This is a genomic window from Hephaestia mangrovi (genome assembly GCF_019880555.1).
Taxonomy (GTDB): Bacteria; Pseudomonadota; Alphaproteobacteria; order Sphingomonadales; family Sphingomonadaceae; genus Sphingomonas; species Sphingomonas mangrovi.
Genome location: NZ_JAINVU010000003.1, coordinates 545109 through 571594, shown reverse-complemented (window position 1 = coordinate 571594; position 26486 = coordinate 545109). Strand labels below are relative to the sequence as shown.

Below are 26486 nucleotides of genomic sequence, written 5' to 3'. Positions count from 1 at the left end.
AAATTCCTGACTGTAAGGGGCGATCCCGATCAGGCGACCGGGATCACGGGGACGGCGGCGGCAACCAGCACCGCGGCGAACATGACGGCGGCAACCACCGAAGTGGCGGTGCGCTGAGCGGCGTCGAAATGAGCGAACATTAGAATATCTCCCTATCAATCTGCGGCGTCCGGACCATCCGAATGCCGATGCCCGTAGTTTTGCAGGGAGCGTGCCAATTTCTTATATTATTGTTTTCAAACGACTTTAATTTTGTCCGATAGAAGAATGCGGATTTTACGCCATTCATCAGCGGTAAATATGCCACCTAGTGGCGCATTATCCTAACCGGCTTTCAGGCAGTTCCGGCCATCGGCCTTGGCCGCGTAGAGCAAGCGATCAGCGCGCTCGAACACGTCGGTCAGCGGCTCGCCCGGCGCCGCGGCGGTGACCCCGGCGGAAAAGGTGATCGCGCCGAGCGGGGCATTGGTCTCGCGCAGCCGATAGCGCTTGCCGGCCACCGCGGCGCGGGCGCGGTCGAGCAGCGCAAGCGCCTCGTCGAGCGCGATGCCGGAGAACAGCACGGCGAATTCCTCGCCGCCGTAGCGCGCGACGAGATGGCCGGCGCAATGATCGGCGAGCAGATCGGCGATCGCCTTGAGCACGCGATCTCCGACAAGGTGGCCGAACGTATCGTTGAAGCTCTTGAAACTGTCGATGTCGCACACCGCGAAGCACATTGCCTCGCGGGACGCGGCGGCGGTGGTGTAGCTTTCCTCGAGCGCGCGGCGGTTGGGCAGCGCGGTCAGCGGGTCGCGGCGGGCATTGTCGCGGGCTTCCTGCAATTTCTGGCGCAGCTCGCTCGCCTCGCTGGTCGCCGCGGCAAGCCGGCGCTCGGCTGAGCGGACACGGTTGACCATCGCCCCGGCGATCTCGACCACCTCGTCGATTCGCACCGAGCCGGCGTTGCGCATCGCGGCGGCGCCGGCGGCGAGGTCGTCGCCGAATTGCCCGGTTTCGTCGCGTATCTCACGCACCATCGTCTCGAAGCCGAGCACCTGATCGTGGGTGCGCGCGACCAGCGCCTGGTTGTGCGCGACCTGGCGCGCGGCATCGGCATCGGCGGCGCCCGGTCCGCCGATGCGATCGAGATCGGCCTGGGTCAGCCGCACCCCGCCATCGGCGATCGTCGCCACCGCCCTGGCGAGCATGCCGTCCGGATTGCTGACGAGCTGATAGGCGAAGGCATAATTGGCCGGGCTGGGCGGCAGATGGTGGGCGCACAGGAAATCGGTGACGCGGGCCATCAGCCGGCGCGTCGTTTCCTCCGCTTCCTGCATCATCGTCGTACCGGAACCGGCCATCCCCAACCGCTCCTGCCGTTGCCGCCCCGGCCATTGCCGGTGGCGCCATGGTGCGTTCATCCCCCCGAACGTAGCGGATACACTGCTAACATCCAGTAACCATGTTACGATTTACTTGTGCGTCAATTGCTTGACTGCGGCCAGCGTGCCGGAAATGTGCCCGGCCGGATCGGGATCGCTATGGACGTACGCGATGTGGCCATCGGGCGCGATCACATATGAGGTGCGCGTGGTGATCTGGCGCGGCGCCGAGCCGTTGATCGGCACCAGCTTGCCGTAATCGACGTCATAGGCCGCGACGACGCGCGGGCCGGCGCTCGCCACGGCGAACTTGCCGGCGCATTTCTGGGTCGAGAATTTGGCCAGCGTCGGCACATTATCCGCCGACATGCCGATCACCGTCGCGCCGGCAGCCTTGAACGCGTCGATCTCCTCGGCGAAGGCATGCGCCTCGGCATTGCAGCCCGAGGTGAAGGCGGCCGGAAAGAAATAGAGCACCACCGGGCCTTTCTTGAGCTGATCGGCAAGGTGAATGCTGATGACTCTGCCGGCGACCGCGCCGCGCGTGCTGAAATCGGGCGCCGTGGCGCCGGGCTTGAGCGTTGCCAGCGCCGGCGCGGCGAGCACCATGGCGAGGCCGGCGGCAATCGTGATCATGCGCATCATCTGTCTCCCTCGGCTATCCGATACTGCACCGGCCCGGCGGACGCCAGCGGTTCGACGCGGGCGGACTGGCGCCGGGGCGCGGCAACCGCTAGGGGCGCGGTGATGCGCATCGACCAAGCCGATATCGATTTCGCCGACCGTCTCGCCGATGCGGCAGGCGCGGCGATCCGCCCCTATTTTCGCGCCGATCACGGGCTCGAGACCAAGCCCGATCAATCGCCGGTGACGCTGGCCGATCGCGCTGCCGAGCAGGCGATGCGCGCGCTGATCCGCGCCGAACGGCCCGACGACGGCATCCAGGGCGAGGAATTCGGCATCCACGAGGGGACGAGCGGCCGGACCTGGGTGCTCGATCCGATCGACGGCACGCGCGCGTTCATTTCCGGCCGCCCGATCTTCGGCACGCTGATCGCCTTGCTGATCGATCAATGGCCGATGGTCGGGGTGATCGACCAGCCGATCATCGGCGAGCGCTGGCTGGGCGTGATCGGCCGCGAGACGCTGTTCAATGGCGCGCCCGCGACGACGCGACGCTGCCGCGCGCTCGACGAGGCGCTGCTGGCGACGACCTCTCCGGCGCTGTTCGACGATGCGCAACTGCACGCCTTCGAGCATCTCGACGCGGCGGTTCGCTCGACCGTGCTGGGCGGCGATTGCTACAATTACGGCTGCCTCGCCTCCGGCCATCTCGACGTGGTGGTCGAGGCCGGGCTCAAGCTCCATGATTTCGCCGCGCTGGTGCCGGTGGTCGAGGGCGCGGGCGGGCGGATGTGCGATTGGCAGGGCGAGCCGCTGACCGCCGATTCGAAGGGCGAAGTGATTGCCGCGGGAGACCCGGCGCGGGTCGAGGAGATCATCGACGCGCTGGCCTGCCGCGGGCACGGATAACCGCGCGATCGGCGCGCGAAGTTGACCAGATTGACTCGATCCAGCAGGTCCCGTCGCTTCGCTGTCGCGACCGTGTCGCGTCAGCGCGCGAAAGCGTGTCGAAAGGGCAAAGCCGGCCATCCACGATCTTGAAGCAGATCGCGGCCGTGTAGGAAAATGGTTTCTTTCGGCGTGTTATCCGCGGGCAGTAAAGTCCCCGGCATCGCGGCCGATCGTCACCGGCGGATTTGTTTTGAGATCCATGGCGTTCCATCACCGCCAGACAGGCCGGTTGGCGTTGCACCATGGATGATGAAACAAGTTCAGCATGACGGCACTTGTGACGCGAACTCCAGGTTTGGATGGCTATCCCTTCAGCGGTCCGGCGATCGACCAGGTGTGGCCGAACGGGTCGTCGAGCTGGCCGTAGCGATCGCCCCAGAACTGGTCGGCGATCGGAAACCTGACGGTAGCACCGGCGGCGAGCGCCTTGTCCCATGCGGCATCGGCGTCGGGCACCTGGAGGTGGAGCACGGTGCCGCTGGGCGGCGGCGCCTTGTGGCCGGTCATCTCCGGGAAATCGTCGTGCAACAGCACCGCGCCGCCGTTGATCGCGAGGTGCGCGTGCATCAGCCGCTTGCCGTCCTGCGCCGGCGAGCGCGCGACTTCGGTCGCGCCGAACGCCTTGGCGTAGAAGGCGATTGCCTCTTGCGCGCGGTTGTCGGCGATCATCAAATGCGGGGTGACGCCGGTGAGCGTGGCGTTGGGATTGGTATCGGGCATGATCGGCCTCCCGAGTCGATGAAGGCGCGATGATAGCGCAACGGGCGCGGGCCGGGGGGTCGTTTTTGGATGGTCGATTATCGTGCTGAGCGGACGCTGAGCCCAATTTCTCATCGATCGCTTGTCGATCGAAGCGCCCGATAAGCGACGCTGGCACAAAGCAGCGTTATGACAATCTGAAAAGCAATCTCAGACCAGAATAGACCGGGGTGGCTTACCCGCGCAGAAGATCCGCCAGTCCTATGATAAGCGGCACCAGCGCAAAGTTCCCAAGCGATCCCAGCTATGAACAGAGCAGTTAGGGACGGCCAAACAAGCCTGCCCAATTTCGATATGCGCTTCCGTTTTGGCGGACCTGTCATTGCGGCAATATGACCGCCTTCGGTACGATCGAAAAGAGGGTAGCTTATCCGCAAGCGGGGTGTCATCCGACGCCTCCGATCGCCTCAATCGAGCGCCAGCACGGAAGAATCAGAACGGCCCTTCGACACGCTCGGGGCTCATCGCATGGCGCGCCGGGCCGGATCGACCTTCAAAAATGCGGCGATTGGCCTGAAGGGGTGATTTTCCGACATTGCGGCATGGGCGGTCGGCCCTTCCAATGTTGGAAAATGTCTGAGACACCGGCTCATTGCCTTGGCCAACCGCTCTTTGATAACTGCATCAGTTCGATCGCAAACCTGTCGCGTTGCGGTCGCCGCGGCGTGCGGCAAGGCCGCGACACTGTCGCGTCGCCGTCGCGCTGCGGACCGCAAACGGTGCTCGCGTGTCGCGCCACTGTCGCGTGGATGCGGCGACCCCGGCGCTTCGTAGGCGCGTTCCCGGCGCATAAGCCCCCCAAACGCTGCCAGGGCCTCCACATTCTCCACTTCAGGCCGGAAATCGCCACTTCATGTCGGCAATTGAGCCCAACCCGACGCCTCCGATCACCTCAATCGAGCGCCAGCGTCATGAATCGATTGTGGGCGCTTGGGGGATAGCCGGCGAAGGCGTCGCAATCGGTGAAGCCGGCGGCTTCGTACATCGCGTTGGCGGGCGCGAACATCGCTGCGGTGCCGGTTTCGAGGCTGAGGCGGCGCTAGCCGCGGGCGCGGGCGACGGCGATCAGGTGCGCCAGCATCGCCCGGGCGACACCGCGGCGGAGATGATCGGGGGCGGTGCGCATCGACTTGAGCTCGGCATGGGCCGCATCGAGTTGCTTGATCGCGCCGATGCCGAGCAAGGTCTCGCCCTCCCACGCCGCGAAGAAGCTGACCGACGGATCGCTCAACCCCGACGAATCGAGCGAGTGCGCATTGTGCGCCGGCGTCGTCGATCGCGCCTCGTCGCGGTGGTGGCGGATCAGCGCCTCGACCCGAGCATCACCCAGGCCACCGGCGCGGATCTCGATCACAGCGCGTCGATCTGCTGCGCCAGCGTCTCCAGGCAGGCGTGGGCGAGGCGTTTGCAGCGCTCGGGCGACCAGCCGTGGACCGCATCGGGATTGGGGTCATGGTCCTTGAACGGCATTTCGAGCGTCATGCCGACCGCGCCGAACCGCTCGGCGAGCTGGTTGGTCGACATCGACAGATTGGCCTTGCCGGCGGCCGATTTGGCATAGCCTTTCTCGGTCTGGAAATCGGGCGTGTTGGCGGCGAGCGCTTGTTCGAAGCGATAATATTTGTCGCCCAGCGCGTCGGTCCACGAGGGAATGCCCTCGAACCCGGCGAGGAAATTGGCGGGGATCGCCTCGTCACCATGGACGTCCATCGCGAAGACGACGCCGGTTTCGTCCATCGCCCGGCGGACGACATAGACCTCGGGGCTCCGTTGCAGCGAGGGCGCGTGCCATTCGCGGTTGAGGTTCACCCCGGCGGCATTGGTGCGCAGATGGCCGCGCCGCGAGCCATCCGGGTTCATGTTGGGGACGAGGTGGAAGGTCGCCTTGTCGAGCAGCGCGGTCGTGACCGGATCATCGCTGCGCGCGAGCTTTTCCAGCGCGCCTTCCATCCACCATTCGGCCATGCTCTCGCCGGGATGCTGGCGAGCGTAGAGCCACACCGGCTTCGGCCCGGTGCCGACGGTGAGGCAATCGATCGATTCGCCGTCGAGCGTCTTGCCCAGCTCGCGATGCGCGAAGCCGGGCATCGCGGCGTAATCGGCAATCAGCTGGTTGTGGCGCTCGGTGGTATAGGGGGCGAAATAGGCGAACCAGACGCAATCTGTGTCGGACGCGTAGCTGAATTCGAGCACGCCGCCCGCATAGCTGGTATCGGCCAGCCGCCAGGTCTCGCGGTCATGGCTGACGCGGGCCTTGTAGCCCGGCCAGCCATCGGGATAGGCCGAGCCGCCGGCATTGAGGATGCGGCAGGTGATCGTCTTGCCGCGTGCCCCGGCGACGCGGAAATAGAACCATTGGTAGAAATCGGACTCGTTATCCTTGACGATTTCGAGGTCCGCACGGGTGCCGTCGATGGCGACGACATGGATGTTGCCGCCATCGAAGGCGCTGGTGATGCTGAGGGTCATGAAACCTTGATAGTGCGCCCCGACTCGCCGGGAAAGCCCTTGAACAGCGCGGCGGCGAGGCGCGACGCGGTCGCTGCGGGGCTGGCTTCCTTCTCGCCGACCGCGCCGTCGAGCTGCGCGCGGCCTTCCCAGATCGTGCTGCCGGTGGCGCGATCGGTGATTCGCACCGACAGCTCCGAGGCGATCAGCTCCTTGTGGCGATGCTTGCCGATGCCGATGCCGCCGCCGACACCGCCGCCGACATGGCGGCCGAAGCCGCCGACGCCGAGGCCGAGCGTGACCGGCGGCCCTTCGTCGATCGTCCCGCGCGAGGTGCGCATGAAGTTGACGGTGGCGAGATATTGCGCGGTTTCGCCCGGCGCGGCGGCGGTGTAGCCGAGCCCGAGCAACTGGCTCTGGACCGCGGCGGCGAAGGTCTTGAACTCGATGCTCGCCGGGCCGGCGCCCGACAGCGGCTGCACGTCGATCGTGCCGCGGCTGATCGGCTGATCGAGATGGAAGCGCGTCACCTCGACCGGGCGCGTTGTGGCGCAGCCGGTGAGCGCGATCGCGCCCATCGCCGCGAGGATCATCTGGATAGTACGCATCTCTACACCTCTCGACCGGCTCGTTCCGTTGCCCCTACGCATCGCTTGTCGCGGAAGGTTCCGCAAGGGGATACGCCTTGACTCGTGGTTGCTCTCCCTATAGGCGGACGCGCTTTCCAGACACCCTTATTTTCGAGAAGCGCGTCCGACATGAAGATCCGCAATAGCCTGAAGTCGCTCAAGGACCGGCATCGCGACAACCGCGTGATCCGCCGCCGCGGCCGCACCTACGTCATCAACAAGACGAACCGGCGTTTCAAGGCCCGCCAGGGCTGAGTCTTTTTGGTTGCCGCACCGGCCCACTCCCCCACCCGGCCTCCCATCTAGGATAGGCTGACTGGGAGGCCGGGTGGGGGAGTGGGCCGGTGCCGAATCCCGCAAAGGCAGTCGTTTTCGACGTCGGGCGGGTTCTGTTCGATTGGGACCCGCGGTTCCTGTACGAGCGTCTGATCGATGACGATCAGGCGCTCGACGCGTTTCTGCGCGAGGTCGTCACCACCGAGTGGCATTTCCAGCATGACGCCGGGCGGCCGTTCGCCGAGACTTCGGCCGAGCTGATCGCGCAATTCCCCGAGCATGAAGCGCTGATCGCGTTGTGGCAGCCGCGCTTCAACGATACCAACAAGGCGCCGATCCCGGGCATGCACGAGCTGGTAGCCGAGCTCGATGCGGCCGGCGTGCCGCTTTATGCGATCACCAATTTCTCGGGCGAGTTCTGGCCGCCGTTCCGCGCCAAGCACGCGCAACTGTTCGATCGCTTTCGTGATGTCGTGGTGTCGGGCGACGAGAAGCTGATGAAGCCCGATGCGGCGATCTATCGGCTCGCGCTCGATCGCTTCGGCCTTGCGCCGCACGAGGCGGTGTTCATCGACGATAATCGCGACAATGTCGCCGGCGCCGCAGCGGTGGGCATGGCGGCGATCCATTTCAGCGACGCGCGTGCGCTGCGCACCGAGCTGGCGGCGCTGGGGCTGCCGATCGCGCGCTGATCCGACAAGAAAAAGGCCGGGCTCGCCGCTTCGGCAAGCCCGGCCCTTCATGCGAAATCGCAGCGCCGGCGATTATTCGATGACGACAGTCACCGCGCGACGGTTCTGCGCCCAGCTCGCCTCGTCCGAGCCGAGCGCGATCGGGCGTTCCTTGCCGTAGCTGATCGTGTTGATCCGCGACGGATCGACACCGCGCTCGGCGAGATAGTTCTTCGCGGCATTGGCGCGGCGATCGCCGAGCGCGAGATTGTATTCGCGCGTGCCGCGTTCGTCGCAATGACCCTCGATAGTGATCCGCACATTGGGATATTTGGCCAGCCATTGGGCTTGGCTGTCGAGGATCTGCTGCGCTTCCGGATCGATGTCCGACTTGTCGGTATCGAAATGAACCGTGTCGCTCGACACCGACTGTTTGAAGTCGGCGGCCGAACCCGGAACGACGGTGTTGCCGACCTGGCCGCTGTTATCGACCGGCGCGGGCGCCGGCGGCGGCGTTTCGCTGGGCGGCGGGGGCAGTTCGGCAGGGCGTTTCTTGGAACAGCCGGCAACCGCGACAAGAGCGGTGGCGGCGATCAGCGTGGTCTTCAACTTGGCCATTATCGCTTCTCCTCGAGTGGATGTTGTTACGGCCCCGCTCCAACGGCGTTAGCCATCGCCGGTCGGGGCCGCTGAGTCAATGTCAGGGGCGTAACGGTCCCCAGGCCGGATCGGATCCATCGAGCGGTGTCGGAATCCGCCGTTCGGCAACACCGGTCTTATCGACGGACCACAGATCCGAGGTGCCGCGGCCGCCCTGCGTGGTGCGGAAGAACATGATCACGCGGCCGTTGGGCGACCAGGTCGGCCCCTCGTCCTGCCAGCCATGGGTGAGCAGTTTCTCGTTGCTGCCATCGGGGCTCATCACCCCGATCTGGAAGGTGCCGCCGATATGCGTGAAGGCGATCAGGTCTCCCTTCGGGCTCCACACCGGGGTGGCGTAGCGGCCGCCGCCGAAGCTGATGCGGTGCTGGTTCGAGCCGTCGGCGTTCATCACGTAGATCTGCTGCGCGCCCGAGCGATCGCTTTCGAATACGATGCGGCTGCCGTCGGGCGAATAGCTGCCGCCGGTATCGATTCCCGGCGAGGTCGTCAGCCGCTGCGGCGCGCCGCCCGAGGCGGAGATGCGATAGATGTCGGTATTGCCGCCGACCGCCATCGAGAACAGCACATAGCGCCCATCGGGCGAGAAGCGCGGCGCGAAGGTGAGGCGATCGCCACGCACCAGCAGGCGCTGACGGCCCGAGCCGATGTCGTAGACATAGATCGACGGCTGCTTGTCGGCATAGCTCATATAGACGATCGACTGCCGGTTCGGCGCGAAGCGCGGGGTCAGCACGATCGACTGGCCGTTGGTCAGGAAGCGGTGATTGGCCCCGTCCTGATCCATGATCGCCAGCCGCTTGATGCGGTGCGCCTTGGGCCCGGTTTCGGAAACATAGACCACGCGGCTGTCGAAATAGGGGCCTTCGCCGGTCAGCCGGGTATAAACGGTATCGGCGCATTTGTGCCCGGCGCGGCGCCAGTCGGCGGGCTGGACGACGAAGCCCTGACGGGTGAGCTCGGTCCTCGCATAGACGTCGTAGAGGTAGCAGCCGACGGTCAGCGATCCGTCGCCATTGGCGCGGACATAGCCTTCGACCAGCACCTGGGCGCCGGTCGTGCTCCAGTAATCGAACGCGGGCGCGGTAACCTCGGGCACGGTGACGGCGCGCAGGCGGTTCGCCGCGACCGGCGAGAACAGGCCCGAATTGCGCAGGTCATCAGTTATAACGCCAGCGAGCTTCTGGCCGAGCACATCGGTCGACCCCGCGGCAGTGTTGACCGTCTGCGTGGTCGGCATCGGCGGGATCGCGATCGGCGTCGGCGCGCCGGCGCCGCCGGTGATCTCGACCTGCAACGGCCCGTTGTTCTGGCCCGGCGCGGTCGCCTGCGGGGCCTGGGACGGCGGCATGGTGGCGGTCTGCGCCATCGCCGGGGCGGCGAAAGCGAACGCCGCTACAAGCTTCCAGAGGGTCGCGAAACGCATCCTTCTCTCCATCGTCTCAGCCGAAGTCGCTCGGCCTGAAGGTGAATTCGATATCTTCCCAGCCGCCCTTGTAGAGATCGGGCGGCAGGCCCTTGAGCGGCGAACAGCGCAGCACCGCGCGGCGGCTCAAATCCGCCATCTGCTGCGAGTATTGCTGATTGGAGCCGTTGACGCCATCCTGGCGGCTGAGCGTCGCCGAGGCGACCGAGCCATCGCGGCGGAATTGCAGCCGCAGCACGGTGACGATGCTCATCGCCGAGGTGCCGGCAAGCGCGCCGAGATCGTAGCACGGCTGGACCTGGCGCTTGATCAGGCCGGCGATGTTGGCGATGTCCTGCGCGCCGATCTTCGAGGCGCGCGGCGCCTGGGTGGTGCTCGCCGACTTCTCCGCGGTGATGCCCTTGAGGAAATTGGGCCCGAGCCGCGAGCCGCGCTCATGCGGCTGGTCCGAGGCCTTGCTGTCGCCCTTCGATTTCTTCGGCTGCGGTTTCGGCTCGGGTTTGGCGGCGGGCTGCTTCTTTTCGGGCTGCGGCTTGCTGACCTCGGCGGGCTTGGGTTGCGGCGCCGGTTTCGGTTTGGGGGGCGCGGGCTGCGGCTCGGCGCTGGTCATTTTGACCGGCGTCGATTGCGCGGCTTCGGCGGGCGGACCGACCTCGGGCGCCTGCGATTCGGCGGGCTGCTGGGTGATCTTCGGCGCGGCCGATTCCATCGCCGCCTCGGTCGACAGGGTGACATCCATCGGCGGATGGCTGAACGACGGCGGCTGGCGCCACATCAGGCTGAACGACAGCAAGGCGAACAGGGCGACATGCCCTGCAATCGCGACGCCGAGACCGGTCTTTTCGGTGCGATCCATCGTCAGGCCGAATCCCCGATCACTTCTCGTCCTTGCCGACCGTGACCAGCGCGACGCGATTGAGCCCGGCACGATTGAGCTCGCCCATCACCTGCATGACGCGGCCGTAATCGAGCCCGCGATCGGCGCGCAGGAAGATCTGCGGCGGCTTGCCGTCGCTCGATTGCGCGGCGATCGCTTCGAAGCGATCGGGCAGATCGCTTTCGCTGACCGGATCCTTGTTGATGAAGATCGCGCCGGTGTCGTCGATCGACACCTCGGTCGGCTTCTGATCCTGATCGAGCGCCTTGGCGCGGCTGTCGGGCAGGTTGACCGGCACGCCCGAGGTCAACAGCGGCGCCGTCACCATGAAGATGATCAGTAGCACCAGCATCACGTCGACCAGCGGCGTGACGTTGATCTCCGCCATCGGCGCCCGCCGCCCGCGACCGCGCCCGGAGGGAAGGTGCATCGCCATCAGGCGGCGCCCTCCAGCTGCCGGCTCAGCGTGGCGTGGAAGCCGTCGGCGAAGCGGTTGAGGCGCGCCTCGATCTTGTTCACGCCGTGGCTGAAGCGGTTATAGGCGATCACCGCGGGGATCGCTGCGAACAGGCCGATCGCGGTGGCGAACAGCGCCTCGGCGATGCCGGGGCCGACCGTGGTCAGCGACGTGCTCTGCGACTGTGCGATCTGGGTGAAGCTGTGCATGATGCCCCAGACGGTGCCGAACAGGCCGACGAACGGCGCCACCGAGCCGACCGTCGCCAGCACGTTCAGGCGATCCGACAGCCGATCGATCTCGCTCGCCACCGTCGCGCCCATCGTCGTCGCCAGCCGCTCGCGCGTGCCGGCGCGATCGACCGTGCGGTTGCGGGTCGATTGCCGCCATTCGGCGACGCCGGCGGTGAACACCCGCGCGGCGGCGAGATCGGTATCCTTGTGCAGCCGGTGGAAGGCGTCGATATCCTCGGCGCGATAAAAGTCGCGCTCGAACTTCTCGGTCGCCTTGCGGGTGCGGCCGAGCTTGCGCCAGAAGCTGAAGATGATCGACCAGGTCCAGATGCTGGCGAGCAGCAGGCCGATCATCACGATCTTCACCACCCAGTCGGCCTGGAGGAACAGCGCGATTGGCGACAGCGTCGCCGCGTTGGTGTTGAAGACAAAATTCATCGGGCGTCGGAATCCTCTTGAACGATCAGCGCTGCAAAAGCGTCGATCCAGGCTTTTGGTTGCCGAACCGGTTTCCCGGAAGGCGCGACGAACGCCGCTGTCACATGGGCCTCGGCCAATAACAGGTGATCGCGGCTGACTGTTTGATGAATGCGGCAGGACGCGGCGCGGAGCGCGACGAGCCGGCTGGCGACGACCAGATCGTCGTCGAGCCGGGCCGGCGCGCGATAATGGATGTGGAGATCGCTGACCGCATAAGCGCCGAGCCCGGCCTCGAACGCGGCGCGCTGATCAATCCCCGCACAGCGCAGCATGTCCGAACGCGCGCGCTCCATGAAACGCAGGTAATTGGCGTGATAGACGATGCCCGAAAGATCGGTGTCCTCGAAATAGACGCGGAGCGCGAAACGGTGCTCGCGCCCTTCGAAGCGGCCGGTGGTCGGTCGGTCGGCATTTACCATCACTGCCGCCTCTAGCGTGTCGGATGGGACGATCAAGCCGAAGCCGGCACGATCGGCGCAACGAAATGTCTTTGACGAAGCGGTGTCTTGTTCGCATGATGCACCGATGACCGACGACGCGCTCCGCCTGACCGGCGTCTGCAAGGCTTTCGACAAGCCGGTGATCACCGATCTCGATCTCGCGATCGCGCCGGGGCAGCTCTATGCGCTGCTGGGCCCCAACGGCGCGGGCAAGACGACGACGCTGCGGATGGTGGTCGGGCTGACGCCGCCCGATCGCGGCCGCATCGCGATCTACGGCATCGACATCGCGCGCGATGCCAATGCGGCCAAGGCGATCACCGCATGGTTGCCCGACGAGCCGATGATCTACGACAAGTTGAGCCCGGCCGAATATCTCGCTTTCGTCGCCGGGCTGTGGCGGATTCCGCCGGGCGAGGCGGCGGCGGAGGCCGAGCGGCTGTTGCGCTGGCTGGAATTGTGGGACGTGCGTGACGCGCGCTGCGAGGGCTTCTCGCGCGGGATGAAGCAGAAGGTCGCGCTCGCCGGTGCGTTGATCCACAAGCCGCGACTGCTGATCCTCGACGAGCCGCTGACCGGGCTGGACGCGGCGATGGCGCGATCGGTGAAGGACGTGCTGCGCGCGCACGCCGATGCCGGGCACACGGTGATCGTCACCACGCATATCCTGGAAGTCGCCGAGCGGCTGGCCGATCGCATCGGCATCATCGCGGGCGGCAAGCTCCATGCCGAGGGCACGCTGGCCGAATTGCGCGCGCTGGCCGGCGAGGACGAGGCGACGCTGGAGGATACGTTCATCCGGCTGACCCAGCCGGCGCGCGAGGCGGCCTGAGGCGGTGCTCGGCTGGGTGATGCGCCATACGCGGCCGGCCTCGTTCGGCTGGTTGCTCGCGCACGAGATGCGCGTGGCGTTGCGCGCGCGGCAGACCAAGGCGGCGACGCGCTGGATCGGCTATGCGGTGATCGCAGTGATCGTCGGGTTCGGGCTGCTCACCGCCAAGGGGCTGGCGGGGACGCCGATTCCGGCGACGCCGATGGCGCTGCTGATCGTGCTGACCGCGACGATCGCCTTGTTCAGCTTCATGACGACGCAGGCGGTGCTCGGCAGCCAGCGCACGCTCTACGAAGCGGGCGATCTCGACCTGCTGTTCTCCGCGCCGATCGCGCCGCGCACCGTGCTGATGGCGAAATTGTGCGGCATCGCGGGCACCATCGTGCTGACCTTCGCGATCTTCCTGCTGCCGTTCGCGGTGCCGGTCGCGGCGCTCGGCCATCCCGGTCTGTTCGGAGTGATTCCGCTGCTGGCGGCGGTGGCGATGGTCGCTGCGTGCCTCGGGCTCGCCATCACGCTGGTGCTGGCGCGGATCGCGGGTCCGCGCGCGGCGCGCACCGTGGGGCAGGTCGCCGCGGCGCTGCTTGGCGGTGCGGTGTTCCTGACGACGCAGATCGTCAATGCCGGCGAGCATCGCCGTCAATCGAGCTGGCAGACGCTGTTCGAGCGGCTGCGCGATGATGGGTTCGGTGCGAGCTACGCGGGGCAATTGCCCGGCCGCGCGGCGTTCGGCGATCCGGTGGCGATCGTGCTGCTGTTCGGCAGTGCGCTGGCGCTGTTCCTCGTCACCGGGCTGATCTTCCGCCGCTTGTTCGAGCGCGGCGTCGCCGATGCCGGGCAGCATCTCAACCGCCGCACCGCCTCGACCAAGGCGATCGCGCGGCATTTCCGCGCCGGGCTGTTCGCCAGCATCATGGCCAAGGAAGTGACGCTGCTGCGACGCGATCCGGCGCTCACCTTCCGCATCCTGCTGCGGCTGATCTACCTGATTCCGCTGATGCTGATCGGCTTCCGATCGGATCATCATCTGCCGCTGGCGCCGGGGCTGGCATTCTTCAGCGTGACGATCGCGGGGCAATTGGTCGGCAGCTTCGCGTGGCTCGCCGTGTCAGCAGAGGACGCGCCGGACCTGATCACCGTCGCGCCGGTCGACAAGGCCGAGATCGATCGCGCCAAGCTGGGCGCGGCGATGGCGATCGCGGCGCCGATCGCGTTGCTGGTGCCGATCGCGATCGCCACGATCAGCCCGATCGCGGCGCTGATCGCGATTCTGTTCACCGCCGCGGGCGGCGCGGCGGCCGGGATGATCGAGCTCAAGCTCGGCAAGCCCGCGCCGCGCAGCAATTTCAACCGCCAGCGCCCCGGCTCGTTCGTCACGCGGCTGCTGACCCTCATGGTGACGATCGTGCTCGGCGCGATCAGCGGTATTGCAGTGTATTTCGTGGGGTAGATTCTCCCTTATTCGATTGCCTTGCCGGCGCGGCCGGCGAGATCGACGAGATATTGCCAGGCGACGCGGCCCGAGCGGCTGCCGCGGCGCGTCGCCCAGCCGATCGCTTCCTGCGCGTCGAAGGGCAGGCCATAGGCCTCGGCATAAGTGCGCACGATATCGACATAGCCGTCCTGATCGACGACGTGGAAGCCGAGGCTGAGCCCGAAGCGATCGGCGAGCGCGAGGTGATCGTCGATCGCGTCGCGCGGGTTGATCGCGCTTTCCTGCTCGGCGATATCGCGCGGCACCAGGTGGCGGCGGTTCGAGGTGACGATCAGCCGCACGTTCTTCGGCCGTGCCTCGGCGCCGCCCTGCAGCATCGAGCGGAGCTGGCGCGCATCGGCCGCGGCATCGAAGCCGAGATCGTCGATGAACAAGGCGAAGGCACGCTTGACCGGGGCGATCGCGTCGAACAGCGCCGAGAGGCCGTCGAGCCCGTCGCCGGGCGCCTCGACCAGGGCGAGGGCGCCGCCCGCCGCCTGCACCGCGGCGATCGTGCTCTTGACCACCGCCGACTTGCCGGTGCCGCGCGCGCCCCACAACAGCACGTCCTGCGCGGCGTGGCCGGCGGCTAGCCGTTCGAGATTGGCGCGCAGTGCTGCCTTCTGCTGCTCGATCCCGTGCAGCATCGCGAGCGGCAGCGGCGAGAAATCCCGCGCGGCGACGAGCGCGCCCTGCCGCCAGACATAAGCGGGGTGCGCGAGCGGATCGGCATGCGCGGGCGGCGGGGGGGCGAGGCGGTCGAGCGCGGCGGCGATGCGGGCGAGCGGATCGGTCATGATCGCTGTCCTACCCCGTTCGGCGGGGGATGGGAACGGCTGTCGCTGCCGGTCAGCCCAATGCCGCCAGATGCGCGGCGATGCCGGGATCGCCGGGGGCGAGGCTGGCGGCCTTGACGAGCAGCTGCCGCGCGCCGTCGCGGTCGCCGGCCTTGGCGAGCGCCCAGCCATAGGCATCGACGATCGCCGGGTTCATCGGCGCGAGGCGATAGGCCGCGGCGCCATAATGGGTGGCGATGGCCGCGTCGCCGTTTTCGGCATGCGCCAGCGCGAGCTCGCCGAGGATCGCCGCATCGCGGTTGCCGATCGTGCGGCGCAGCCCCTCCAGCGTATCGATCGCCGCCGGCCAGTCGTGCGCGGCGAGCTGCCAGCTCGCGGCGAGGCGGCGGGCGGCGATGTTGGCGGGATTCTGCGACAGGAACAGCGCCAGCGCATGCTGCGCCTGATCGCGATGGCCGGTGCGATCGAGCGCCTCGACGAGGCGGAGCATCGCCGGTTCGTCGAAATCGAGGTTGGCGGCGCGGCTATAAGCGGCGGTCGCCTCGGGGAAACGGCCGAGCGCCCATAAGGTGTCGCCGAGCACGGTCTGCGCCTGGGGCGATCCGGGCGAGGCAGCGGCAAGCGCGCGGGCGTGGCCTAGCGCGGCGCCGGCCTGCCCCGCCTCGAGGAAGCCGCGGATCAGGCCAAGCTCGGCGACCGGATCGCCCGGCGCGGCGTTCACCGTGCCGGCCAGCGTCGTCACCCCGTCGTCGGTGCCGAACGGCGCGGACGAGGGCCGCGACGGGCTGGCGGCGCGATCGAGGAAGCCCGCGGCCCAATCCCGCTTGCCCTCGGCCTCGAAAGCGCGAGCGATCAGGGTGAGCGAATAGGCATCGGCATCGGCGCGCAGCCCGATCGGGCGCAGGGCATCGAGCGCGTCGTCGGCGCTGCCGCCGGCGAGCAGCGCGGCGCCGAGCAAGCGACGGGCGCTGAGATTGTAGGGCTGGCTGCCGCTCAACGCGCCCCATTGGTCGGCCGCCTGCTGATAGGCGCCGTTGCGGAAATCGAGCGCACCGCCGAGCAACAGCGCGCCGGGCATGTCGTCGAGCGCGCCGTCGGTCTTGTCGAGCAGATCACGAGCGAGATCGTCATTGCCGGCGCGCGCGGCGAGCACTGCCTGGAGATAATAGGCCATCGGATCGTTCGGACGCTCGGCGAGCGCCCGGCGGCTGGCATCGAGCATCGCGCCGTAACGGCCGAGATCGCCGAGCGTGGCGGCCTTGGCGAGCAGCGTATCGGGATTGCCGGGATCGACCTTGAGCGCGGCATCGAACCACGGCAGCGCGGCGACGAGGCCGTAGCGATCGCGGACCAGCTCGCCCTTGAGCGTCAGCGCGCCGGCATCGCGGCGGCTGAGCGCGAGCGCGCGGCCGATCGCGTCGTCGGCGCCGGCGATGTCGCCCGACTGGCGGCGCAGGCGGGCGAGATCGGCCCAGGCGGCGGCGTCGGGCGCGTCGGCGAGCAGCGCTTCGAGCAGCGCGCGGCCGGCCGGCAGATTGCCGCTGGCGGCGAGCGCGCGGGCCTTCACGCGATCGGCGTAACCGGCGTAGCGATGCAGTGCGCGATCCGCCTCGGGGATCGCCTGATCGGCCTCGTCCTGTTGCAGCCATGCTTCGGCGTAGAGCTGGTGAAGGCGCGCGGGATCGAATCCGGTCGATTTGGCGCGATCGAGCTCGGCCTCGGCCGCGGCGCCGTTGCCGGCGGCGAGATAGAGCCGGGCGAGCAGGGCATGCGCCAGCGGCCAATCGGGCTTGTCGCGCACCGCGGCTGCGGCCTGCGCGCGGGCGCCGCTCATGTTGCCGGCGCGGTACAGCGTCAACGCCGATACGATCTCGCCGCGCGCGCGCGACGGGTGCGGCATCGCGCGCCAGTGGCGAATGCCGAGGACGAGCGCGGCGAGCGCCGCCAGCGCGATCAGCGCCAGAGCACCGCGTCGGAACCATGGCGCGGACAGCCGCCAGCGGCGACGGCGGCGGCGAACCCAGCGCGTCCGGCGGCGCTCAGCCGTGGAGGCCATAAGCCTTGAGCAGGTCATAAAGCGTCGGGCGGCTGATCCCGAGCAATCGCGCGGTGCCGGAGATGTTGCCGTCGGCGCGCGCCAGCGCGTGGCGGATCGCCTTGCGGTCGGCGGCCTCGCGCGCGGCCTTGAGATTGATGACGGTGCCGTCGTCCTCGCCCTCCAGATCGAGGTCTGCGGCGGTGACGCTCTTGCCCTCGGCCATGATCACCGCGCGCTTGATGCGGTTTTCGAGCTCGCGGACGTTGCCGGGCCAGCCCCAGGCATCGATCGCGGCGCGCGCGTCGGGGGCGAGGCCGGTCACCTGCGGGTTCATCGCCGCGGCATATTTGGCGAGGAAATGGCGCGCGAGTAGCCCTGCGTCGCCCGGCCGCTCGGCGAGCGCGGGAATGCGCACGACGATCTCGGCGAGGCGATAATAGAGATCCTCGCGGAAGCTGCCGGCGGCGACCATCGCGTCGACATCCTGATGCGTCGCGCAGACGATGCGAGTATCGACGGGAATCGGCTTGCGGCCGCCGATCCGCTCGATCACGCGCTCTTGCAGAAAGCGCAGCAGCTTGACCTGCAACGGCAGCGGCACGTCGCCGATCTCGTCGAGGAACAGCGTGCCGCCATGCGCCTGCTCGATCTTGCCCTCGGTGGTCTTGACCGCGCCGGTAAACGCGCCCTTTTCGTGGCCGAACAGCTCGCTTTCGAGCAGGGTCTCGGGGATCGCGGCGCAGTTGATCGCGACGAACGCGCCCTGCCGCCGCGCGCTGGCATCGTGAAGGCCGCGGGCGAGCAGTTCCTTCCCGGTGCCACTCGCACCCAGCAGCATCACCGAGACGTCGGCATTGGCGACCCGCTCGATCGTGCGCGTGACCTTCAGCATCTCGGGGGCGGCGGTAATCATCCCGCCGAGCACCGATCCGCCGCCCGCCTGCGCGGCGAGCCGACGGTTCTCGGCTTCAAGCGCGTGGACGTGGAAGGCGCGCTCGACGATCAGGCCGAGCGCATCGATATCGATCGGCTTCTGGTAGAAATCCCACGCGCCGTCGGCGATCGCCTTGAGCGCGCTTTCCCGGGCGCCGTGGCCGGAGGCGACGATGACCTTGGTATCGGGCTTCAATGCGAGGATTTCGGCGAGTGCTGCGAAACCTTCGGACACGCCGTCGGGATCGGGCGGCAGGCCGAGATCGAGCGTGACGACATCGGGCTCCTCGGCGCGCAGCAGATCGATCGCCGCCGCGCGATCGCTGGCGACCAGCACCTCATAGCCGTCATAGGCCCAGCGCAACTGGCGCTGCAGGCCAAGATCGTCCTCGACGATGAGCAATTTGCGCATGCTCTCGCTCATGCCGCTTTCCCCAGTGCGTCGGCTGTCGCGACCGGCAGCGCGACGCGAAAGCGGGTGCCTTCGCCTTCGCGGCTGGCGACAGTGAGCGTGCCGCCCATCGCCTCGGTCAATTGCCGCGCCTCGAACGCGCCGAGGCCGAACCCGCCGGGCTTCGACGAGACGAACGGGCGGAACAATTGATCGCGGACGAAGGCCGGCGCCATGCCGCAGCCGTGATCGATCACGTCGATCGTCGCGCGGCCATCCTGGCTGCCGAGCGCGAGCGTGACGGGGCGCGTCGGCGGGCTCGCCTCGATCGCATTCTGGACGAGATGGCCGAGCACCTGATCGAGCCGCGCGGGATCGGCGAGTGCTGCCGGCGCGCTGCCGACCACATCGATCGGATGCTGCGCGCGGCGGGCGGTGGCGAGACTCTCGACGAAAGCGCCGAGATCGACCGGCACCGCGCGTTCGGCACGGCCGCGATGATGTTGCGACAGCCGCTGGAGCAGCGCGTTCATGCGGTCGGCGGCGTCGCCCAGCGTCGCGACCATGTCGGCGCGGAACGCGGGATTGTCGGCATGACGCTCGGCATTGCGCGCGACCAGGGTCAATTGGCTCACCAGATTCTTGATATCGTGGATGATGAACGCGAAACGGCGGTTGAACTCGTCGAAGCGCCGCGCCTCGGCGAGCACGGCATGCGTCGCCGCCTCGGCGAGATAGCTCGCCGCCTGGCGCCCGAGCATCTTGAGCAGGTCGAAATCCTCCCAATCGAGCGCGCGCGCGATCGGCGGGCGGGCGAGGACGATGACGCCGGCGAGTGCGTTGAAATGGGTCAGCGGGACGAGCGCCCAGGCATCGGGCGAATCGAGCAGCCACAGCGGGACGACGGCACGTTCGGCGGCATCGCCCTCGGTGGTGCGCAGAGGATCGAGTTCGACGATCCGGCCGGTCTCGGCGAGGTAGCGCGCGAGCGGCTCGTCGCCGGCGGCGATCGCCTCGCCCGGCCAGTTCCACGCGCCGGTGACGGCAAGCCCGGCGCCATCGGGCGTCAGCAGCAGCCCGGCGGGCGAATCGGTAACGTCGGCGACCGCCTTGACGATACGCTGTTCAAGCGGGGCGCCGCCATCGTCGGGCCGGCCGAGCGTATCGGTGAAGCGGACCCATTCGGCCCGATAATCGTAGCGATGGCGGAACAGATGCTTGGCGAGCTTGACCTTGATCCAGGCGCGCAGCCAGGGCGTCGACAGCAAGGTCAGCATCGCGGTGGTCGCGCCGAACACAAAGGCGGTCTGCACGATCCGGGCATGGCTGCCGCCAATCCCGGCGATCAGCCCGGTGGCGACGATCATCAGCGCGACGTAAAGCGCGACCGCCGCGAGCGAGAGCGACTGATAAGCGACGGTGCGCGACAGGCGCAGCGACCAATCATCGTTGCGATGGACCGCCAGCGCGAACACCGGCGCCAGCACGACCAGCACCAGCCCGCGCACCGCAGCCATGCCCGCCGGCCATGATCCGGAGAAATAGGCAGCGCCGTAAAGCGTCAGCCCGATGCCCCAGAACAGCGCCAGCGCGGCGACCGCGAGGCGGATGCCGTGGCGGCTGTGCGGCGCGACCGCGGCATGGAGGTGGTGGACCAGCACCAGCGCGCTGACCGCGATCATCATCCGCATCACGAGCGCGGCGGTGGCGAGCGCGGGGCTCACCGGGCCGAGCGACGCGCCGAGCGCGATGTCGAGCGTCGTCATCGCCACGGCGATGACCAGCACGACCCCGTAAATCAGGGTGACGGCAAGCGCCTGCCTTTCGTCGCGGCCGCGGCGGGCAAGCGCGAACATGAAGGCGAGCCAGGCGAGATCGCACACGGTTTCGGCGATCGTGGTCGGCAATTCCCGCGGGCCGATCCCGGCGACCGCGAGCGCCCACAAAGCCGTGCAGGCAAGCGCGGCGGTGAAGGCGAGCTGCGGCACCGCGTCGCCGGCGCGGCGCACCTGGCTGAGCGCGATCGCGCCGAACAGCAGCGCCGCAAGCGCATGGCCCCACAAGGTGAGCGTCGCCAGCATGGCGTCAGCGCGCGCCTTCGGGAAACAGCACGACCCTGATCGTCTGGAGCAGGATCAGGAGATCGAGGAACGGCGAATAGTTCTTGGCGTAATAAAGATCGTATTCGAGCTTCTGGCGCGAATCCTCGATCGAGGCGCCATAGGGATAGTTGATCTGCGCCCAGCCGGTGATGCCCGGCTTCACCATGTGACGCTCGGCGTAATAAGGTAGTTGCTGTTCGAGATCGTCGACGAATTGCGGGCGCTCGGGGCGGGGGCCGACGAAGCTCATCTCGCCCTTCAGCACGCTCCACGTCTGCGGCAATTCGTCGATCCGGAGCTTGCGAATGACGCGGCCGATGCGGGTGATGCGCGGATCGTCCTTCTCCGCCCATACCGCCTGGCCGTGCGCCTCTGCGTCCTGGCGCATCGAGCGCAGCTTCACGATGTCGAAACCGATGTTGTAGAGCCCCACGCGGCGCTGGCGATAGAAAGCGGGGCCCTTGCTTTCCAGCTTGATGGCGAGCGCGGTGAGCACGATCAGCGGCAGCGTGAGCGCCAGCAATATCAGGCTGGCGGTGATGTCGAACAGGCGCTTGAACACCGCCGACAGCATCCGGCTCGACGAGAAGCCGTCGGAAAAGATCAGCCACGACGGATTGACGCTGTCGAGATCGACGCGGCCGGTCTCGCGCTCGAGGAAGGTCGATATCTCGTTGACGTGGACGCCGGTGGTCTTGATCCTGAGCAGATCCTTGAGCGGCAGCGCATTGCGCCGTTCTTCTAGCGCGAGCACGACCTCGCTGGCGTTCAACAGCACGACGTGATCGGCGAGGTTGTAGATCGCGTCGCGCGCGATCGCCTCGGGGATGACGCGGTTGGCCTCGCTCATCGACACATAGCCGACCACGACGAAGGCGGCCGACGGCGAGGCGGCGAGCGCCTTCAGCCGCGCCGCCCGCGCGCCGGCGCCGAGCACGACGATGCGCCGCTTGAACGCCTGGCTGCCGAGCGTCTTGCCGAGCAGGATGCGCAGCGCCATCAGCATCACCATCGAAAACCCCATCGCGTAGAGCAAATTCGATCGCCAGAAGGTCAGCGGCGGCACCAGGAAGAAGATCAGGCTGAGGAAGATCGTGCCGAGCGAGATCGCGATCAGCAGCCGCGTGCCGGCGATCCTGAGCGAGCGCAGCGCATCGGCGCCATAGACGCCGACCGCGATCATCGCGAGCTCGAGGCTGAGCGCGAAGCTGGCGAGTTGCGGGATACGGGTCGAGATCGGCTCGACGGCCATGCCGATCTGGCCGGCGCGCACCGTCCAGCCGAGCTCGGCCGCGACGAGCAGCAGCACGATATCGAACAACCCGAGCAGCAGAACGGCGTTCGGCACATAATGTTTGAACAACCGAATCATCGCTGCGCGGGCCCTCGACCAGGTGTAAAGCATTCCGACACGCTCACCGCTGTCGCAGAAATTGACAAACAAAGATTGAACGCCGCTGCATCCAATCGCCGCGTGGCGGGTTTCGCCCGGCGGGGATTCTCGCCTACAGCAGCAAAAATCGCAGTGGAGACCGTGAATGACCGATCAGCCGCGTATTGTGCCCGTGATCCTGTCCGGCGGATCGGGGACGCGGTTATGGCCGATGTCACGGCCCGAGCAGCCGAAGCAATTGCTGTCGCTCACCGCTGACGAGACGATGCTGCAACTGACCGCGCGGCGGACGATCGACGAAGCACGTTTTACCCCGCCGATCGTGGTCGGCAATGCCGCGCATGCGGAGGCGATCGAGGTGCAATTGCAAGCGGCGGGCGCGCCGCCGCGCGCATTGATCCTCGAACCGGCGGGGCGCAACACCGCGCCGGCGATCGCGCTCGCGGCGATCGAGGCGGGCGGCGCGGCGCCGTTGCTGGTGATGCCGTCGGATCACGTGATCGCGGACGTCGCGGCGTTCCACGCCGCGATCGAACGCGCATTGCCGCTGGTTAACGACGGCTGGCTCGTCACCTTCGGCATCGCTCCCGATGCGCCGGAAACCGGCTATGGCTGGATCGCCGAGGGCGAGGAGATCGCCGGTGGCGTCCACCGCGTCGATCGCTTCGTCGAGAAGCCGCCGCGCGATCGCGCCGAGGCGATGCTCGCGGCGGGCGGGCATTATTGGAACGGCGGCATCTTCCTGTTCCGCGCCGACATGTTCCTGGGCGCGCTCTCGATCCATGCGCCGGAGATGCTGGTCGCTTGCCAGGCAGCGATGGACGGCGCCGCGCGCGATGGCTGCCGGATCATGCCCGATGCCGACGCGTTCGCCGCCTCGCCTGCCGATTCGATCGACTATGCGGTGATGGAAAAGGCCGATCGCGTCGCGGTGGTGCCGGTCGACATGGGCTGGAGCGACGTCGGCAGCTGGGACGCGCTGCACGCGCTGAGCCAGCTCGATGGCGCTGGCAATGCCCATGCGGGGCAAGTGCTGTCGATCGACACCAACAATTGCCTGGTGCGATCGGACGGGCCGCGGATCTCGCTGGTCGGGGTCAGCGACCTGATCGTCGTCGCATCGGGCAACGACGTGCTGATCGCGCCGCGCGGCCGCAGCCAGGAGGTCAAGAAGCTGATCGAGGCGATGAAGCGATAAAAGCTGTTGCCCGCGCGTTCGATAACAAGCTATATAACGCGTTATCGAAGTAATGGAGCGGGTGATGCAGGATATTCTGGCCGATGGCGGGCACCTTTTTCTGGGCAGCCGTTTGAAGCGGCTCGGCGAGCGGATGCAGGCCGATGTGTCCCGCGTCGTGGCGGCGGCGGACCTGCCGATCCAGCCGAGCCAATATCCGGTCCTCGCCGCGCTCGATCTCTATGGCCCAATGACGGTGGGCGCGGCCGCCGACACGTTGGGGCTGAGCCAGCCGGCGATCACCCGGGCGGTGACGCGCCTGATCGATCTCGGCTTGGTCGCCTCGTCGCGCGGCCGCGCCGACCAGCGCTGTCGGACGATCGCGCTGACCCTGGCCGGCGAGGCCGCGCTGGCGCAATCGAAACGCGAGGTGTGGCCGCGCATCGAGGCAGCGGTGACGGCGATCTGTGCGCCGCTCGACGGGCCGTTGCTCGATCAACTCGCGGCGATCGAGCGCGCGCTAGCCGAAGCCCCGCTCGACCAGCGCGCCGCTGCCGCCGCGCCGCCCGGCCTGTCGATCCGCGATTTCTCCGACGCGCTCGCCCCGGCGTTCCACGACATCAATGCCGCCTGGATCGAAGCGATGTTCAAGCTGGAGCCGACCGATCGCGACGTGCTGGAAAACCCGCGCGCCCGGATCGTCGATCGCGGTGGTGCGATCCTGTTCGCCGAGACGCCCGATCTGGGGATCGTCGGCACCTGCGCCTTGCAGAAGACCGGCGAGCGCCAGTTTGAGCTGACCAAGATGGGCGTGCTGGAAAGCGCGCGCGGCCGCAAGGTTGGCGAGTTCCTGCTCCGCGCCGCGCTCGACCGCGCCGCCGAAATGGGCGCCGAGACGCTTTATCTGCTCACCAATTCGGCGTGCGCGCCGGCGATCCATCTCTACGAGAAGATCGGCTTCGTTCATGACGCCGCGATCATGCGCGATTTCGGCGCGCGCTATGCCCGCTGCGACGTCGCGATGCGCTACCGGCCCAAGGATGCGGGCCGGTAGCGCATCGCGGTCACGCCATCAGCGCCTCGACCTGATCGAGCGTGTCCTTGAACACGCCGATCACCGCCTGATACGGCGCCGGGGTCGTCATATCGAGCCCGGCGCGCTTCAGGATATCGACCGGATAGTCCGACCCGCCCGACTTCAGCACATCGAGATAGGTGTCGCGCTCCTTTGCGCCGCCACCGAGGATCGAGCGCGCGAAATAGGACGCCGCCGAGATACAGGTGGCGTATTGATAGACGTAGAAGCTCGAATAGAAGTGCGGGATATAGGCCCATTCGGAGAAATAGGTCGGCGATACCGCCATCTTCGGCCCCGAATAGCGCGTCAGCAGATCGCCGTAGATCCTGGTGAACGCGGCCCCCGACAGGCCCTCGCCGGCTTCCGCCATGTCGTGCACCTTGAGCTCGAATTCGGCGAACATCGCCTGGCGATAGAAGGTGCCGCGGATCTGCTCGAGCTGCTGGCCGAGATAATAGATCTTCTCCGCCTTGGTCCTGGCTTGCGCGATCATATAGGCGGCGAGCAGCTGCTCGTTGCAGGTCGAGGCGATCTCGGCGAGGAACAGCGGGTAATCGGCCTTGTCGTAGACCTGGCTTTTCTGCGCGAGCAGCGAGTGCATCGCGTGGCCCCATTCATGAGCATAAGTGGTCATGCCCGAATAATCCTGCTTCAGGTTGAGCAGGAGATACGGGTGCACGTCGTAGGCGCCGGGGTTCATATAGGCGCCCGATTTCTTGCCCGGCCGCGGCAGCGGGTCCATCCATTTCGCCGCGGTCGATTTCGCCAGCATCGCGACGTAATCGGGGCCGAGCGGGGCGAGCGCCTTGAGCACCGTGGCGCGCATTTCCGCCAGGCTCTCCGGCTTGTCGAGTTCGACCAGCGGCGGATAGATGTCGTAATAGGCGATGTCGGGCAGCTTAAGCAGGCGCCGGCGCACGTCGAAATAGCGATGGAGCTGCGGCAGGCCCTTGTTGGTCTCGGCAACCAGCGTGCGATAGACGCTTTCGGGAATGTTGTTGCCCGACAGCGATGCGGCGAGGCTGGTCGGATAGCGGCGCGCCTTGGCCGTATAGACATCGGCCTTGACGTGGGTGAGATAGCTAGCGCCGAGTGAGTTCTGGAACTTGCCATATTCGCCGAAAAAGGCATCGAACACCGCCTTGCGATCGGCGCGGTCGGCGGCGTCGCGGTGAAGCGTATAGCCCTGATCGTCGAGGCGGACCTGCTGGCCGTCGCTGAGCGTGATCGTCGGCCACGGCATGTCCGAGGCGGTGAGCTGGCTGCGAATGTCGCGCGGCCCCGAAAACGGCGCTGTCGTGCCGGCAAGCAGCGCCTCGCCTTCGGGCGACAGCGTATGCGGCGCTTCCCGCAGGATATTGGCGAGATAGAAATCGAAACGGCTCTTGAGCGTGGCATTGGCGGCAATAAAGCCGTCGATCTTTGCCGCACCCACCGACAGGATCTCCGGCGACATCCATGACGTCGCCTCGCCGAACTTGGTGTAGAGGTCGATCGCCTGCGCCTGCCTTTCCTGGTTCGCGGCGATGCGGACATCGGCGTCGGACTTCAGGCTGATATAGGTATAGATGCGCGCGATGGTGCGGCCGAGATCGGATTGCGCGACCAGCGCGGCGGCGAGCGCGTCGGCCGAATTGCCCAGCGTGCCCTTGTATCGGGCCAGCCCGGGAATCGCGGCGAGCGCCTGTTTGCGCGCGGCATCCCATGCGGCGTCCGACGGATAGATGTCGGTCAGATCCCACGCCGCGCCGGTGGCGTCGGTGGCCTTGTCCTGCGCCCAGACGGGCATCGCGGCGGCAAGCCCGGCGAACACGGCGGCGCCCAGCGCCCCGCGACGGGTCAATTCGGTCATGCAAGCTCCCCAAGTCTCGTGATGGAGCGGTGATGCCAAAGCCCCGGGTGTTTGGCCAGCCTAAAGCACCTCCGTTCGTGCCGGGCCTGTCGCAGCACGGCTTGCGGCAACCGCGCTTCGACGA

At 67.3% G+C, this 26486-nt stretch carries 25 protein-coding genes; 7 read left to right on the top strand and 18 right to left on the bottom strand.

Going from position 1 to position 26486, the window contains the following annotated elements; all coding sequences use genetic code 11:
- Positions 1 to 323: 323 nt before the first annotated feature.
- Both K7G81_RS10100 and K7G81_RS10095 read right to left on the bottom strand, forming a co-directional pair.
- Positions 324 to 1343, bottom strand: a complete 1020-nt coding sequence (locus K7G81_RS10100; protein ID WP_255586832.1) for a GGDEF domain-containing protein — start codon at positions 1341 to 1343, stop codon at positions 324 to 326.
- A 111-nt stretch (positions 1344 to 1454) separates the two neighbouring features.
- Positions 1455 to 2006 (bottom strand): peroxiredoxin, encoded by a 552-nt coding sequence (locus K7G81_RS10095; RefSeq protein WP_439649543.1) that lies wholly within the window; start codon positions 2004 to 2006, stop codon positions 1455 to 1457.
- 105 nt (positions 2007 to 2111) lie between these two features.
- On the opposite strand from K7G81_RS10095, the gene hisN reads away from it, so the two are divergent.
- Positions 2112 to 2897: a histidinol-phosphatase gene (hisN, locus tag K7G81_RS10090; protein WP_223030611.1), complete on the top strand. Its 786-nt coding sequence runs from the start codon at positions 2112 to 2114 to the stop codon at positions 2895 to 2897.
- A gap of 345 nt (positions 2898 to 3242) precedes the next feature.
- On the opposite strand, the gene K7G81_RS10085 is transcribed toward hisN, so the two are convergent.
- The 4 genes from K7G81_RS10085 to K7G81_RS10070 form a co-directional block, all read right to left on the bottom strand.
- On the bottom strand, positions 3243 to 3659 hold the full coding sequence (locus K7G81_RS10085) for a VOC family protein (protein ID WP_223030610.1): 417 nt from the start codon (positions 3657 to 3659) through the stop codon (positions 3243 to 3245).
- Between the two features lie 1078 nt (positions 3660 to 4737).
- Positions 4738 to 5052: a GNAT family N-acetyltransferase gene (locus tag K7G81_RS18020; RefSeq protein ID WP_369412076.1), complete on the bottom strand. Its 315-nt coding sequence runs from the start codon at positions 5050 to 5052 to the stop codon at positions 4738 to 4740.
- Positions 5049 to 6167 carry a M14 family metallopeptidase gene (locus K7G81_RS10075; protein ID WP_223030609.1) on the bottom strand — a complete coding sequence of 373 codons (1119 nt, stop codon included), beginning with the start codon at positions 6165 to 6167 and terminating at the stop codon, positions 5049 to 5051. Before K7G81_RS10075 ends, K7G81_RS18020 begins: the two co-directional genes overlap by 4 nt.
- Positions 6164 to 6754 (bottom strand): DUF4136 domain-containing protein, encoded by a 591-nt coding sequence (locus K7G81_RS10070; protein ID WP_223030608.1) that lies wholly within the window; start codon positions 6752 to 6754, stop codon positions 6164 to 6166. The genes K7G81_RS10075 and K7G81_RS10070 overlap by 4 nt, the downstream gene beginning before the upstream one ends.
- A gap of 150 nt (positions 6755 to 6904) precedes the next feature.
- On the opposite strand from K7G81_RS10070, the gene ykgO reads away from it, so the two are divergent.
- Complete coding sequence (gene ykgO / locus K7G81_RS10065; protein ID WP_003046794.1) at positions 6905 to 7030, top strand: type B 50S ribosomal protein L36; 126 nt, start codon at positions 6905 to 6907, stop codon at positions 7028 to 7030.
- A gap of 89 nt (positions 7031 to 7119) precedes the next feature.
- Positions 7120 to 7743, top strand: coding sequence for an HAD family hydrolase (locus K7G81_RS10060; RefSeq protein WP_223030607.1), 624 nt, complete (start codon positions 7120 to 7122; stop codon positions 7741 to 7743).
- Between the two features lie 72 nt (positions 7744 to 7815).
- Here K7G81_RS10060 and pal read toward each other — a convergent pair whose 3' ends face one another.
- The 6 genes from pal to K7G81_RS10030 all read right to left on the bottom strand — a co-directional run bounded on the left by pal (position 7816) and on the right by K7G81_RS10030 (position 12274).
- Positions 7816 to 8340: a peptidoglycan-associated lipoprotein Pal gene (gene pal / locus K7G81_RS10055; protein ID WP_223030606.1), complete on the bottom strand. Its 525-nt coding sequence runs from the start codon at positions 8338 to 8340 to the stop codon at positions 7816 to 7818.
- Positions 8341 to 8422: 82 nt separating this feature from the next.
- The gene (gene tolB / locus K7G81_RS10050) at positions 8423 to 9808 is read right to left on the bottom strand and encodes a Tol-Pal system beta propeller repeat protein TolB (protein WP_223030605.1); all 1386 of its coding nucleotides are present in this window, start codon (positions 9806 to 9808) and stop codon (positions 8423 to 8425) included.
- A gap of 16 nt (positions 9809 to 9824) precedes the next feature.
- Positions 9825 to 10664: a cell envelope integrity protein TolA gene (gene tolA, locus K7G81_RS10045; protein WP_223030604.1), complete on the bottom strand. Its 840-nt coding sequence runs from the start codon at positions 10662 to 10664 to the stop codon at positions 9825 to 9827.
- Between the two features lie 19 nt (positions 10665 to 10683).
- Entirely contained in the window at positions 10684 to 11121 is a 438-nt protein-coding gene (gene tolR, locus K7G81_RS10040) for a protein TolR (RefSeq protein WP_223030603.1), read from the bottom strand.
- Positions 11121 to 11813, bottom strand: coding sequence for a protein TolQ (gene tolQ / locus K7G81_RS10035; protein WP_223030602.1), 693 nt, complete (start codon positions 11811 to 11813; stop codon positions 11121 to 11123). The genes tolR and tolQ overlap by 1 nt, the downstream gene beginning before the upstream one ends.
- Positions 11810 to 12274, bottom strand: a complete 465-nt coding sequence (locus tag K7G81_RS10030; RefSeq protein ID WP_223030601.1) for a YbgC/FadM family acyl-CoA thioesterase — start codon at positions 12272 to 12274, stop codon at positions 11810 to 11812. The genes tolQ and K7G81_RS10030 overlap by 4 nt, the downstream gene beginning before the upstream one ends.
- Positions 12275 to 12380: 106 nt before the next feature.
- Here K7G81_RS10030 and K7G81_RS10025 point away from each other — a divergent pair, with 106 nt between their 5' ends.
- Together K7G81_RS10025 and K7G81_RS10020 are read left to right on the top strand one after the other, a co-directional pair.
- The gene (locus K7G81_RS10025) at positions 12381 to 13127 is read left to right on the top strand and encodes an ABC transporter ATP-binding protein (RefSeq protein WP_223030600.1); all 747 of its coding nucleotides are present in this window, start codon (positions 12381 to 12383) and stop codon (positions 13125 to 13127) included.
- A 4-nt stretch (positions 13128 to 13131) separates the two neighbouring features.
- On the top strand, positions 13132 to 14577 hold the full coding sequence (locus tag K7G81_RS10020; RefSeq protein WP_369412075.1) for a putative ABC exporter domain-containing protein: 1446 nt from the start codon (positions 13132 to 13134) through the stop codon (positions 14575 to 14577).
- An 8-nt stretch (positions 14578 to 14585) separates the two neighbouring features.
- Here K7G81_RS10020 and K7G81_RS10015 read toward each other — a convergent pair whose 3' ends face one another.
- From K7G81_RS10015 to K7G81_RS09995, 5 genes are read right to left on the bottom strand one after another with little or no spacing between them, the layout of a single operon-like run.
- Complete coding sequence (locus K7G81_RS10015; protein ID WP_223030599.1) at positions 14586 to 15398, bottom strand: ATP-binding protein; 813 nt, start codon at positions 15396 to 15398, stop codon at positions 14586 to 14588.
- 52 nt (positions 15399 to 15450) lie between these two features.
- The gene (locus tag K7G81_RS10010) at positions 15451 to 17454 is read right to left on the bottom strand and encodes a tetratricopeptide repeat protein (RefSeq protein ID WP_223030598.1); all 2004 of its coding nucleotides are present in this window, start codon (positions 17452 to 17454) and stop codon (positions 15451 to 15453) included.
- Positions 17438 to 18793: a PEP-CTERM-box response regulator transcription factor gene (gene prsR, locus K7G81_RS10005; protein ID WP_223030597.1), complete on the bottom strand. Its 1356-nt coding sequence runs from the start codon at positions 18791 to 18793 to the stop codon at positions 17438 to 17440. The genes K7G81_RS10010 and prsR overlap by 17 nt, the downstream gene beginning before the upstream one ends.
- Positions 18790 to 20841, bottom strand: a complete 2052-nt coding sequence (gene prsK, locus K7G81_RS10000) for an XrtA/PEP-CTERM system histidine kinase PrsK (RefSeq protein ID WP_223030596.1) — start codon at positions 20839 to 20841, stop codon at positions 18790 to 18792. The genes prsR and prsK overlap by 4 nt, the downstream gene beginning before the upstream one ends.
- A gap of 4 nt (positions 20842 to 20845) precedes the next feature.
- Positions 20846 to 22234 (bottom strand): TIGR03013 family XrtA/PEP-CTERM system glycosyltransferase, encoded by a 1389-nt coding sequence (locus K7G81_RS09995; RefSeq protein ID WP_223030595.1) that lies wholly within the window; start codon positions 22232 to 22234, stop codon positions 20846 to 20848.
- Between the two features lie 166 nt (positions 22235 to 22400).
- Between K7G81_RS09995 and K7G81_RS09990 the strand changes: the two genes are divergently transcribed.
- On the top strand, positions 22401 to 23453 hold the full coding sequence (locus K7G81_RS09990; RefSeq protein ID WP_223030594.1) for a mannose-1-phosphate guanylyltransferase/mannose-6-phosphate isomerase: 1053 nt from the start codon (positions 22401 to 22403) through the stop codon (positions 23451 to 23453).
- A gap of 64 nt (positions 23454 to 23517) precedes the next feature.
- The gene (locus K7G81_RS09985; protein ID WP_223030593.1) at positions 23518 to 24486 is read left to right on the top strand and encodes a bifunctional helix-turn-helix transcriptional regulator/GNAT family N-acetyltransferase; all 969 of its coding nucleotides are present in this window, start codon (positions 23518 to 23520) and stop codon (positions 24484 to 24486) included.
- Positions 24487 to 24496: 10 nt separating this feature from the next.
- On the opposite strand, the gene pepF is transcribed toward K7G81_RS09985, so the two are convergent.
- Positions 24497 to 26362, bottom strand: coding sequence for an oligoendopeptidase F (gene pepF, locus K7G81_RS09980; RefSeq protein ID WP_223030592.1), 1866 nt, complete (start codon positions 26360 to 26362; stop codon positions 24497 to 24499).
- Between the last annotated feature and the right edge of the window lie 124 nt (positions 26363 to 26486).